This is a genomic window from Methylotetracoccus oryzae, from assembly GCF_006175985.1.
GTDB lineage: Bacteria > Pseudomonadota > Gammaproteobacteria > Methylococcales > Methylococcaceae > Methylotetracoccus > Methylotetracoccus oryzae.
On record NZ_SRSH01000029.1, the window covers coordinates 1 to 12144 of the forward strand.

Genomic DNA, 12144 nt, shown 5'->3' on the forward strand with positions numbered 1-12144 from the left:
GCAAGATGCCACCGACCTCGGGGCGATGCAGCGCCTTGCCCAAGCGGCGCAAGGTCGCAACGAATTGCTGGGTGCCTCGAATCAACTCGCCGCGGCCAATGCCAATAACCTGTTGTCGATCCGCACGCTGATGCTGCAGCAGCAGGCCGCCGAGAATGCCCGCAACGCCACGCTGATGAACCGCGAGGCGGTGCAACAGGCGGCCGATCAGGCCGCCCTGGCCGGGCAGTTCGCCCAGAGCCCGGTGCTGAACTATGCGAAGTATTGAGGTGCGTCGCGGCTTGGTCAGCGGGCGGATCCTCTTACCGCTGTTGCTGTTCGTTGCGGTGGATGCCTTCGCCGCCATCGACAATGCGGGAATCCTGACCAACGTCACCGACCGGTTTCACACGGTCGCCGCGACCTGGGGCGGCGTGATCCTGGGCTATGCCGGAACGCTGTTCTGGAGTCTGGCGGTGATCAGCCTGGTCTGGACCGGCGGCACGCTGGTGCTGCGTCAGGCCGACCCGCAGGAGTTCTTCGCCGAGTTCGTCCGCTTCACGCTGACACTCGGGTTCTTCTACTGGTTGCTGCTGCATGGCCCGGCGATCGGCAAGGCGCTCGTCGACACCCTGGTTCGTATCGGTGGGAATGCCATGGGCACCGGCATCACCGCACCCTCGGGCGTGCTCGACCTTGGCTTCGAGCTGGCGTTTAAGACCTACGATGCGATGAGCCTGACCAGTCCCATCGTCTCGCTGGTGGGCATCACCGTCGCCCTGGCGATTCTGGTCATTCTGGCGCTGATCGCGGCCAACCTCACGGTGCAGTTCTGTGCCGCCTGGATCGTGCTCTACGCGGGCTGCATCCTGCTGGGGTTCGGCGGCAGTCGCTGGACCTCGGACATTGCACTCAGTTACTACAAGACCGTGCTCGGCATCGGCCTCAGCCTGATGACGATGATCCTGTTGCTCGGCGTTGGCAGTTCGATTCTGACCCAATATTTCACCGCGATGAGCGGCGGTATCCAGCTGAAGGAGCTGACCGTCATCCTGGTCGTGGTGCTGATCCTGTTCCTGCTGCTCGATCGGTTGCCCGGCCTGATGGCCGGTATCGTCAGTCACGGGTTCAGTCACGCCGGGATCGGCACGTTTGGAGCGGGGACGGCCCTGGCGGTCGGGGGACTAGCCTCTGCCGCCGGTTCGATCGCCGCACACCGCATGGGCAGCGCGCTCCACGGTGCGGCTGAGATGACCGGTGCCAAAGCGCTATTCGAGCGCATCCGTGCCGGACAGGCCGAGGCCGCTTTGGACGCCTCATTGGGTATGGAGTCGCTGGCTGAGGTAACCCCGAGCGAGTCGGGGGCACAGTCAGAGGAGAACACCGCATGAACGCCTTGCCACCCCCGCACCTGGAACAACGCATCGTCTGTTCCGTCGACGCCGCTCAACACTATGCGATTCCGGCCAATGTATTGCTGGCGGTGGCCGAGATCGAAAACGGGCGACCGGGCCAACGCGTCCGCAATACCAACGGTACCGACGATGTCGGTCCGTTGCAGTTCAACACCCAGTATTTGTCGGGACTCGCCCAGTTCGGCATTCAACCGGCCGATGTCGCCGGAGCGGATTGCTATCCGTTCGAGCTCGCCGCCTGGCGTCTGGCGGGTCATCTCGCGCGTGACCGCGGCGACCTGTGGACCCGGGCGGCGAACTATCACAGCCGCACCCCGCGCTACAACGCGATCTACCGGGGAAAACTGGTGAAGGCCGCGGCGCGTTGGGCCCACTGGCTCACCCAGCATGTTGCCGTGCGCGTGATGCCGGTGCACGGACCTAGCGTATTCACCAATCACAGGACTGGTCATGGCCGATAACCGGAATTCTGGTTATTGCCTGCGCGTCCCGGTGCGGACGGACGAAGCCGTCGCCATCAAGAGTCAGGCCCAGCGCTGTGGGCTCTCAACCGCCGCCTATCTCCGTAATCTTGGTTTGGGGCAACCCGTGACCGGCGTGTTCGATGCCGAGGCGGTATTGGCGTTGAGTCGGGCGAACCGGGAACTCGCGCGCATCGGCGAGTTGCTGGAACAGTGGCTCCAGAACGACGACCGGCTCAGTGTCCTGGGGCGCGCTGCGCTGACGCGGAACATCGGCACCGTGCTGGCGGAACTCCGGACACTGCAGGCGACGCTACTCGCCACCGTGCAGCGGGTGTGAGCGGTCAATCCTGCGCCCTGGGTTTCGTCTCATCATGATCGCCAAGAAAGTCCGCATGCGCCTGCAGCGCAAGAGCAGTATGGCGGGGTTGATCGATTACCTGACCGATGAGCAGACGGTCGGCGACCCGGAAGACCTGGTCGGCTATATGACGAATGGGCAAGGCCTTGCCGAACGCGTCGGGGCGGTCCGCATTACGAATTGCCAGGCCGTCGATGCCGCCTGGGCCGCCGCCGAGATGAAGGCGGCCCAGGCGCTGAACCAACGTGCCCGATCCGACAAGACCTACCACATGATTATCAGCTTCCGGGAGGGCGAGCAGCCGGAAGCGGCGGTGCTGCAGGCGATCGAGGACCGGCTGTGTGACGCCCTCGGGTTCGGCGAGCACCAGCGCATCAGCGTCGTGCATCACGACACCGACAACCTGCATCTGCATGTCGCGATCAACAAGATCCACCCGCGGACCCATACGCTGCATGAACCCTATTACGACCACCGGACCCGCGCCAAAGTGTGTGCCGAGCTCGAAGTCGAGTTCGGACTGCAGCGGGATCCCCACACCGCCCAGCAATCCACCGCCGCGGCGCTGGCCCACGATCTGACAGCCCACACCGGCGTCGCCAGCCTCCTGGACTGGATCAAGAACCAGTGTCAGGCTGAACTGGAACAGGCCCCGACCTGGACCGCATTCCAGGCGGTGCTGCAGCAGAATGATCTCAGCTTCCGGCTCCGTGGCAACGGCGCGGTGTTCGTCGCCGGCGACGGGACGCAGTGCAAAGCCTCTTCGGTCAGCCGCGCGTTGTCGCTGCCGGCGCTGCAAGCGCGGCTCGGACCTTGGACGGAGGTCACGCTCGAAAAGAAGGGTGTACCAGCGGCCCGGTCGTATCGCCGCCGGACCCCGCAGGAGCAGACCCAGCAAACCGCGCTGTATGCGGCCTATCTGGCCGAGCGGAACGCCGCTCGACTCCGCAAGACGGAACTGCGTCGGGTGGCCAAGGCACTACGCGAACGCCGCATCGCTGAAGCCCGGCGGCAGGCCAGGTTGCGCCGCGCCGCGGTGAAGCTGCTGGGCCGCGGCCTTGCGGCCACCGTGGCCTACCAGACCATCCGCAGCCAGTTGCACCGCGAGATCCAGCAGGCGAAGACCGCCTACACGGAAGCCCGGAGGCAGCTCCAGGCCGAACAGCCGCTGCATTCCTGGAAGCAGTGGCAGACGTTGGAGGCCCGCCGGCGCGCTGCTCTGACTGCAGTCCAGCGACCGGGTTTGGAGCGGAGTGCAGATCGGACCAGGACTCCGTCGTCGGGAGCTGCCTCTCTGAACTCCCGCAATCCGGCGCCAACCCGCGACTCGGCGCGCGATGACGAGGAGCGCTCCCGGTGAGCCGGTCCCAAAGCGCCGGTCCGCCGGCTGAAATCGGGCGAGTGGCGCGTCACGCGAAGAAGCCGGTGTTCGCCGCGCTCGGCCTGCTTGGGCTCGGGCTGGCGTCCGCCACCCAGTATTTTGCCCATGAGTATCAGGGCCAGCCGGCGCTCGGCACCTCGGTCGCCGGTCTCTATCCGCCGTGGCGCATCGTGTCGTGGGGCGTCCAGTGGCATACGCAGTGCAGCGAGGCTTTGATGCGCGCCGGTTCGATGGGACTCAGCGTCACCGCCGCCGGACTGCTGGTGCTGCAGATCCGCCGCCGCATCGCCGAGAACACGGCCTGGCCGGAAGTCGACCTGCACGGCTCGGCGCGTTGGGCCAACCGGGCCGACATCGAAGCGGCTGGGCTCCTGGCCAACGACGGGGTTTATGTCGGCGCCTGGATCGAGCCCCGGCGCTGGTGGCGGGCGGCGCGGTTCCATTACCTCCGCCACAACGGACCCGAGCATGTGCTCTGTTATGCGCCCACCCGCTCCGGGAAAGGTGTCGGTCTGGTCGTGCCGACCTTGCTCAGTTGGCCACACTCCGCGGTCGTCACCGACATGAAGGGTGAACTGTGGGCGCTGACCGCCGGGTGGCGGCAGCGCCATGCCGCGAACCGCGTGTTGCGGTTCGAACCGGCCTCGGCCACCGACTGCGTGGCGTTCAATCCGCTGGACGAGATCCGGCTCGGGACCGAGTACGAAGTCGGGGATGTGCAGAATCTCGCCACGCTGCTGGTCGACCCCGACGGACGAGGCCTGAACGATCACTGGCAGAAGAGTGCCCAGGCGCTGTTGGTCGGCTGCCTCCTGCATGTGCTGTACAAGCGGCTGAACGAGGGAACGCCGGCCACATTGGCGGCGGTCGACGCCCTGCTCGCCAATCCCGAGCAACCGGTCGCTGAGCTCTGGGTCGAGATGGTCGAATACCTGCACGCCAACGGCCAGCGTCATCCGATCATCGGTCAGTACGGCCGCGACATGATCGATACCCCAGCGCGGGAAGCCGGCTCCAAGGTCTCCACCGCCAAGAGTTATCTGTCGCTGTACCGCGATCCGGTCATCGCCCAGAACACGTCCCGCTCGGAGTTCCGCATCGCCGATCTGATGCATGCCGACGAGCCGGTGACCTTGTATCTGATCACCCAGCCCACCGACAAAGCCCGGCTCCGACCCCTGCTGCGGGTCATGATCAATCTGATCATCCGCAACCTGGCCGGCAAGATGGCCTTCGAGCACGGCCGGCCGAAACCGCATTACCAGCATCGCCTGCTGATGATGCTGGATGAGTTCGCCAGCCTCGGCCGGCTGGAGATCCTGCAGGAGTCCTTGGCGTTCCTCGCCGGCTACGGCATCAAGTGCTACCTGATCTGCCAGGACCTGACTCAACTGAAGGCACGGGAGACCGGGTACGGGCCCGAAGAGTCGATCACCTCCAACTGCCACATCCAGAACGCCTATCCGCCGAACCGGGTGGAGACCGCGGAGTACCTCTCGAAGATGACCGGACAAACAACGATCGTCAAAACCGCGGTGACGATGAGCGGTCAGCGGACCGGTTGGCTGGGCCAGGCCTCGAAGTCGCTGCAGGAAGTGCAACGTCAGTTGCTGACGGTCGACGAAGCACTCCGTATGCCCGGGCCGCAGAAGGACGCCCAAGGGCATATCACCACACCGGGTGACATGGTGGTGTTCGCCGCCGGGCGCCCCGCAATCTATGGCCGTCAACCGCTGTACTTTCAGGATCCGGTGTTTCAGGCCCGAGCGGAGATTCCGCCGCCAGGGGTGACCGATACGTTCGTCGATGACTCAAGGCGCGACGACGGGTTGGGTGCTGCCCATGTCTCGGTGGTAGGTTCGGAACCGCAATGAGGCGGGTTGCGGTGAGCGCAGTCACCTTGTTCGCATTGTTTGGCCTGTTGGGCCTCGCCGGCGCCCGTGTCAACACCACCGCCTCGTTCCCGATTGGGCTGTATTGGCAGCTCGCTCGTCCCGCCCGAAAGGGCGATTTGGTGTGGTTCTGTCCGCCGGCTGAATCCGTCTTCCTCACCGCGCTGGCGCGCGGCTACCTGAGTCCCGGGTTCTGCCCGGTTGGCACCAGCGCGCTGATCAAGCGCGTGGTCGCCGTCGATGGCGATCACGTCGTCATCGCGCAGAGAGGGACGACGGTCAACGGCGTGGCGGTCCCATACAGCCGCCAGCGCGCGGCGGATCCGGCCGGTCGGCCGCTGCCCCAGCTTCACCTCGACCTGGTGTTACCCGAGGGTCAGGTGCTGCTGCTATCCGATCACCATGCCGCCTCGTTCGACGGCCGCTACTTCGGCCCGGTCGCTGCAACGCACCTACAGGGTGTCGTTGTGCCGGTCTGGGTGTTCGGCCGTGAGGTCGCCCGTTGAGCACCGTGGTGCGAATAAGGCCGGGTGAAGTATGGGTGCCCGGCCTACGGGTAGCCAACTTCACATGTCCTGCCCGTTTTTCTGGATCGATTGTGTTCAATCGGCAGGGTCATTCGGGGTCCATGTCGATCACCGGCGCTCAACGAGTATCAAGTATTAAACAAAGGGATCACCGATTGATGACAGTGACGGGAAGTGACAAGGGAATCGCCGGAAAAGAGATCTCAGTTGAAGCGCAGTTGAAGTCGGGTTGAGTCCATGAGCAAACCATTGGAAGAGCGCATCGCGGAGCGGATTCGGGATCAGCCGGACACGCACCCGGCTTCGGGCCGGGTCGCGTTCCTGGCCCTCAAGGACGACATCGCCCGCGCGGTGGCAGCCGGCTGGCCGGTCAAGTCGATCTGGTACACGCTGTTCGCCGAGGGCCGGATCGCCATCGGCTATCACGCCTTCAACCTCTACGTGAACAAGTACGTCCGCACGTCGCCGGCTTCCTCGCCGGTCGTGCCGGAACCGTCGAGCGCCACCCCCAAGCCCCGCGCGCCGACCGGCTTTACCCTGAATCCCCAACCCAAGAAAGAGGACCTGGTCTGATGGCAAAGATCCATCTGGTGCTGCAAGCCAAAGGCGGCGTCGGCAAAAGCGTCATCAGCGCGATGCTGGCGCAGTACCACCAAGCCCAAGGCAAAGTGCCCTTGTGCATCGATACCGATCCGATGAACGCCACGTTCACGGGCTATGCCGCCTTGAACGTCCGGAAGCTGACTCTTCTGAACGGCGATGAGATCGACGTTCGGAACTTCGATACGCTACTCGACTGGCTGGCCAGTTCCGAGGTCGATGCCATCGTCGACAACGGTGCGGCGACGTTCGTGCCGCTGGTCAACTATCTGATGATCACCCAGACCCCGGCCCTGCTCGCCGAGCAGGGTCACGAACTGGTCATCCATACCGTCGTGACCGGCGGTCAGGCGCTGGTCGACACCGTCAGCGGCTTCTCGCACCTGATCAGCCAGTTTCCGGATCCGGCCACGTTCGTGGTCTGGCTCAATCCCTACTGGGGACCGATCGAGAGTGACGGCAAGCCGTTTTGGCAGTTCAAGGGCTATCTGGAGCATCGCTCGCGCATCGCCGCGGTGATCACCATCCCAGCGATGCAAGCCGCGACGTTCGGGCGCGATGTCGAGGACTTGTTGAAAGCCCGGCTGACGTTCGACGAAGCGCTGGCCGCACCAGACCGTTCCCTGGCGATCCGGCAGCGCCTGAAGCTCTACCGCCAGGCGCTGTTCGAGGAAATCACGGCCTCGGGCGTCCTGTGATGGAGCTGGACGCGCTGATCGGCGAGATCGCCACCCGGCACGGCGTCGCCGTCAGCCGTGACGATCCGGTCATGATCCTGGCGACGCTGAACGAGCGGTTGATCGAGGAGAGTCGGGACGCGCAGCGTCAGTTATTGGAAGACTTTCGCGCTGAGATGGCCGGCGCGTCGCAGCGCTGGAACCAGGAGAGCCAGCTACGCGCGCAAAGTCTGTTGCAACAAGCCGCCGGGTCGAACCGTGCTGCAGTGGCGGCGAGTGTCCAACAGCATCGCACCGCGGTGACCGGCGCGGTGCGCGAGGAAATGGGCGCAGTGCTTGCCGCAGTCTGCCAACTGCGAGCCTTGTTGCTGCTACAACTCGGCGTCAGCGGGCTGACGCTCACCGCTCTGGTCGCCTTCTGGCTATTCCCTCACGTCGGCTGACGATGTGAGGGGAGGCGCGCGGGTTTCGGCGAAACGCGGAATCCCGCGCGCCCGGCTTAAGATAATTTCGATGGCGCCGCGGGCACAATCGCTCCTCTCAAAAGCGGCCGCGTGGCCGTGCCCGGAATGCGGCCGCGCCGGCGGAGCGCCGGGCGGGCAAGCGACCCGCCCGGTGTCCTGGCTTCCGGTCAGGCCGCCACGTCGACCGGTTCGGTGGTCTCGGTGTCGGCCGACTCCGTCGGCTGCGTCGCCAGCAGGAAATCCACTGCCCGCTGCGCATGGGCCGCGGCGTTGAAGATGCAGCGCCGGTCGTCTTTCAGTGCCTGCAGCCACGATCCGATGTAAGCGGCGTGATCCTCCCGCACCTCGGGCGTGATGCCGAGATCGGCACACAGGAAGGCGGCGCCGAGTTCGGCGACCAGTTCTTCCAGGGCGTACCCTTCATCGCCCCAACGCTTCCGGCCGAAATCACGGTCCAGACGGGACCCCGCCCCGCTCCAGTGCGTCAGCTCATGCGCCAGGGTCGAGTAATACGCTTCCCTGTCCTCGAACGCTGCGAATGGCGGCATCTGCACGTGATCCGTGACCGGGGTGTAATAAGCCCGGTTGCCGCCATGCCGCACGAGGGCACCCGTACCCTTGAAGAACGCCTCCAAGCGCGCATCGCGCCCCGCTTCGGGTTCGGTCGGCTGCGCGCCGGTCGCATAGTACGCAGGCGGCAAGCCTTCGATCTGCTCGACGTTGAACACCGTGTACGACTTCAGGAAAGGAACGTCCTTCTCGGTCTCCTCGCCGGTGGCGTCATTCGTCTCGGTCTTGCGGAAGGTGTCGGCGTAGACGACCAGTGAGCCCTTCTCGCCCTTCCGGACATGGGCGCTCAGCGCATCGGCCTGCTTGAAGGTCAACCACGTCGGGTTGCGGTAGCCGTGTTCCAGGGTCGCGCCCCACAGCAGCAACACGTTGATGCCGCGGTACGGGGTGCCATTGGCCCGTAACGGACGGGAAATCCGCCCGACCGTGTTGTCGGCATTCCAGGGCTTCAGCCAGGGGCGAACGCCTTGGGCCAGATCGGCCAGGATCTTGTCGGTGACGCGGGTGTAAAGGTCCAGCTTCGGGGAAGTCGTCTTGCGCATGGTCTTGCTCCTTTATCGGGTGTGGTCTGCAGCAGCGGCTGCGGGCCTGCCCGTCGGCGAGACCGGGGGGTAGCAAGGGCCAGAACAATCACGGAAGGTTTGCGGCGTTAAGCCGGGAAAGCCGTTATTGTTCTGGCCGGCGCTAGGGGGCGGGGTCCCCTTAGCAAAGCATTCTCCGAAAGAGCCGGTTCATGCCCGGAGGCGGAGCCCCGGGGCGTGATCCGGCAAGAGGCCGCGGCGGTCGCGGCAGCGTCCGCCGGACCGGCGCACTTTTCGTTTTTCCACATAGCTCACCGCGATTGCATTACGACGGCGTTGGGCCGTCTCCACATAGGCGTGCGATGGCGATTTTCTAGGTTCTCAACCGCCGATACGAGAGGTCGTCCCGGCTATTGCAGCGCTGATAACGAGGTGTGTTGACTGAAGATCGCCGACGGGGTTCGAGCGCCACCGGGTACAGGACCAAGTCGGAGGATTGCGGTCCAATCGGCCGCATCAAGGACATCGAGGTAGTCGTATCAAGCGCTGTATCTCTTTGAGCCACCCAGACGTACAAGAAAGGCCCAAGTTCAGCTGACTGTTTATTCCAGACGAAGGCGACCGATGATTTCGGAGCAACGTGACCGCCGACTCTCGAGGATCGTGATTGGTCGATTCGGTCGAATGTGACCGATTTCTACGGGATTCCGAAATAGCGGTACGCGTTAACCCCAAATCCGCAAGCTGACGTGTCCGACTTGAAGGCCGATCAAGACCGCGCATTATCACTCCGTGCTTGACATGGATAACAAAATTGTGATATTTTCTTGATCGCTGTCCTGGATAGGGCGGCGGATGAAGCAACCCGGACGGGCTGGCTGACGAATATGTAAAGATGATATCGACGGATGGAAATCCGATTGGTTGAGTCAAAGCAGTCGAGTGCCAGCCTCCCTCACAAACGTGATTGGAGGTTTTTTTATGTCTACCAAAACTGAAATCAGAGCAACTGAAGTAATCCTACGCATCCAAAATGCGGCCCGCCAGAAATACAGGCTGCAAAAAATCACTGGAAATATCCAACTGTCGTCGCTTATCGACCTGATCCATGTCCTAAATCTCGACGCGAATCCGCGTCTCGCGAAGACTGGGCCGGTTACGCAGGGAATCCAAGAAAGTCTGGTTAGTGAAAGCGAAATCTTTCATTTTATGACAAAAGGTATTCTTCTCGCTGCGAGTGAGGTGGAGGAACTCGAACGAAATCGTTTCCGCTTACGTATTGAGGACCCACAGCTTGAAGGCATCTTAGACGGCGGACATAACACGTTGGCGGCCGGACGTCAGATTCTAGCCGACGTACTCAGCGCTGAGATGGACGAAGAAGCGGTCACTTCAATCCTGAAATCTATCAAGACATGGGAGGATCTCAAGGTCGGATGGAATAGTCACCGTGCGCTACTTCTAAAGAACCGCGACGCCGTCACGAGCGCTTTAATGCCTGTGGAAATTGTTTTCCCCGGCGAAGAGCCTGGTGCTTATGAGTTTTTCCAGGAACAAGTTCTCGTAATTAATGCGGCGCGTAACAACAATGCTGAACTTACTGTAGAGACGAAGGCAAACAAACGGGGCTTCTATGACGAGATTCGTGAGAATCTCGATCCGAAGCTGGTAGATGAGGTTGAATGGAAGACGAACGACGGTGGGCGAATCAAGGTTCGCGATTTGGTATCCCTCGCTTTAGTGCCACTTTCTGTCTTGCCCCATAAATCACTTAAAGCAATCTCAACTAACCCGACCGTTTTGTTTTCATCAAAGGGCCAATGCATCCAAATATATAACGATTTAATCAATGAGAATGGCGTGGTTTCGGAAGTTAAGGGAAACATCATCAAGATTGCAGACTCAAGCGTGAAAAGCGCGTTAGCCCTGATGAAGGATATGCCTCGCCTGTTTGACCTGATCTACAAGGAAATGCCATCTGCCTATAACGCTGCAGGTGGAAAGTTCGGCAAGATAGAACATGTGGTGATGGCTTCGGAGGGAAAGAAGTGTCGCTCACGCTATTACAAGCAACCCGTACAATATACCTACGGGGAAGGTTACATTTACCCGTTGGTCTATGCGCTTAGTTCGCTCATCAAGAATGAGTGTGGGCTACTGTCATGGAAGACTGATCCTGATAAATTCATCTTGTCTCGCCTAGATGAAATCATGAAATCATTTTATTCCATGATACAGGGACAAAACTTTGATCCGGCCAGGGTCGGCAAGGCCGGTGGTGCGTACAACTTAGCACGCGATATGTTTGCCGCGGCATACAAGGACGAGATCCTCAAGCAGCATGGTCTGGCCTGATCTTGACTAGCTTCGCGTCCCAACGGCTCGGGACTCTTATTTTCCGAGCCGCCTTTTTGTCTGCGCGACACGATAAGCGTACGATGCGTCGCGGGGATTCAGATGCAGTTGTCGACGCGCAACTCTTCTCGGGTTAACTTCGTCGCTGAGGTTGAAGGTGTTCTTCAGATACAATCGTGGGGCCACCGGTCGGATCGGTAACCTTGGCTGGCCTGCGGCACGGAGGCTACCGCCGACCGTCCGCAGCGTCCGACCGAACAGGCCGGCGACCGCCACCACGCGATCAGCGCCTTTCCTCCGCAGAAAGGACGGTCCCAACACCGCTTCAAGTTGCTCGCAGGTAATCCGACCTGCCAACACCGCCAGCGGATGCAGTAGGGCGACCTTCTGCTCCAAACGTACCCGGGAGGATTCGTCGGTCATCGGTCAGCCCCCGAACTAAAATTGCTCAGGTATTGCCATCTATTCCAGCAACATTGGCGCGATTCCGGTACCCACCAGCGAAACGCCAAGACTCCACGTGCCATTTTGCTTCCATCCATTCTGTAGGGCCGACTAGGTGGCCGCGCTCACCCTTCGTTGAAACAGTAGGTTACGTCAACATCCCAGGCGAAGCCTTAAGGGCCAGTCAATACAGTGCGGAAGACACAGGCTCGCTCTCGCCGTCCCCCAAAATCTCAGCCAGCCGGAGTGTCGGTTGCTCGATATCCGGCAAGACCAGACGACCGATTTGGGCGCGAGCATCCCCCAGATTAGTTCGGCCTGAGTCATACGGGCCTGTACGAACCCCAGTCAGATCAGGTCAGAGCCGATGCTGCTTGCGGATCCCTCCGCCTTGTTCGGCGCGAACCGCAATGAAGCCCGACTCACTACTTGGAAGATTGCCTGCTGATCGGTGGCATCGGTCACAATCGCTTGCAACTAAGGCTAAACGAACAACC

General features: G+C 62.0%; 13 protein-coding genes. 11 read left to right on the forward strand and 2 right to left on the reverse strand.

Annotated elements, in window-relative coordinates:
- The 10 genes from BWR02_RS21005 to traM all read left to right on the forward strand — a co-directional run.
- On the forward strand, positions 1-268 hold a 268-nt coding region (locus BWR02_RS21005), incomplete at its 5' end, for a TrbJ/VirB5 family protein (protein WP_236102463.1).
- Positions 255-1370: a P-type conjugative transfer protein TrbL gene (gene trbL, locus BWR02_RS19985; protein WP_139559676.1), complete on the forward strand. Its 1116-nt coding sequence runs from the start codon at positions 255-257 to the stop codon at positions 1368-1370. The genes BWR02_RS21005 and trbL, both read left to right, overlap by 14 nt.
- Positions 1367-1855 carry a lysozyme family protein gene (locus tag BWR02_RS19990; RefSeq protein ID WP_139559677.1) on the forward strand — a complete coding sequence of 163 codons (489 nt, stop codon included), beginning with the start codon at positions 1367-1369 and terminating at the stop codon, positions 1853-1855. The genes trbL and BWR02_RS19990 overlap by 4 nt, the downstream gene beginning before the upstream one ends.
- Complete coding sequence (locus BWR02_RS19995) at positions 1845-2195, forward strand: plasmid mobilization protein (protein WP_139559678.1); 351 nt, start codon at positions 1845-1847, stop codon at positions 2193-2195. Before BWR02_RS19990 ends, BWR02_RS19995 begins: the two co-directional genes overlap by 11 nt.
- Positions 2196-2229: 34 nt before the next feature.
- Positions 2230-3576: a TraI/MobA(P) family conjugative relaxase gene (gene traI / locus BWR02_RS20000; RefSeq protein WP_139559679.1), complete on the forward strand. Its 1347-nt coding sequence runs from the start codon at positions 2230-2232 to the stop codon at positions 3574-3576.
- Positions 3573-5471 carry a type IV secretory system conjugative DNA transfer family protein gene (locus BWR02_RS20005; RefSeq protein WP_139559680.1) on the forward strand — a complete coding sequence of 633 codons (1899 nt, stop codon included), beginning with the start codon at positions 3573-3575 and terminating at the stop codon, positions 5469-5471. The genes traI and BWR02_RS20005 overlap by 4 nt, the downstream gene beginning before the upstream one ends.
- Before the next feature lie 11 nt (positions 5472-5482).
- Complete coding sequence (traF, locus tag BWR02_RS20010) at positions 5483-5995, forward strand: conjugative transfer signal peptidase TraF (protein WP_162560259.1); 513 nt, start codon at positions 5483-5485, stop codon at positions 5993-5995.
- 258 nt (positions 5996-6253) lie between these two features.
- The gene (locus BWR02_RS20015) at positions 6254-6589 is read left to right on the forward strand and encodes a TraK family protein (RefSeq protein WP_139559682.1); all 336 of its coding nucleotides are present in this window, start codon (positions 6254-6256) and stop codon (positions 6587-6589) included.
- Positions 6589-7314 (forward strand): nucleotide-binding protein, encoded by a 726-nt coding sequence (locus BWR02_RS20020; RefSeq protein ID WP_139559683.1) that lies wholly within the window; start codon positions 6589-6591, stop codon positions 7312-7314. The genes BWR02_RS20015 and BWR02_RS20020 overlap by 1 nt, the downstream gene beginning before the upstream one ends.
- A complete protein-coding gene (gene traM, locus BWR02_RS20025) occupies positions 7314-7736 on the forward strand; it encodes a conjugal transfer transcriptional regulator TraM (protein WP_139559684.1) in 423 nt (140 codons plus the stop codon). Before BWR02_RS20020 ends, traM begins: the two co-directional genes overlap by 1 nt.
- A 188-nt stretch (positions 7737-7924) precedes the next feature.
- Here the strand turns inward: traM and BWR02_RS20030 are convergent, their stop codons facing one another.
- Entirely contained in the window at positions 7925-8869 is a 945-nt protein-coding gene (locus BWR02_RS20030; protein WP_139559685.1) for an ArdC family protein, read from the reverse strand.
- A 960-nt stretch (positions 8870-9829) separates the two neighbouring features.
- Here BWR02_RS20030 and BWR02_RS20035 point away from each other — a divergent pair.
- Positions 9830-11203 carry an AIPR family protein gene (locus tag BWR02_RS20035; protein WP_139559686.1) on the forward strand — a complete coding sequence of 458 codons (1374 nt, stop codon included), beginning with the start codon at positions 9830-9832 and terminating at the stop codon, positions 11201-11203.
- Between the two features lie 36 nt (positions 11204-11239).
- Here the strand turns inward: BWR02_RS20035 and BWR02_RS20040 are convergent, their stop codons facing one another.
- The gene (locus tag BWR02_RS20040) at positions 11240-11626 is read right to left on the reverse strand and encodes a hypothetical protein (RefSeq protein WP_139559687.1); all 387 of its coding nucleotides are present in this window, start codon (positions 11624-11626) and stop codon (positions 11240-11242) included.
- Positions 11627-12144 lie beyond the last annotated feature (518 nt).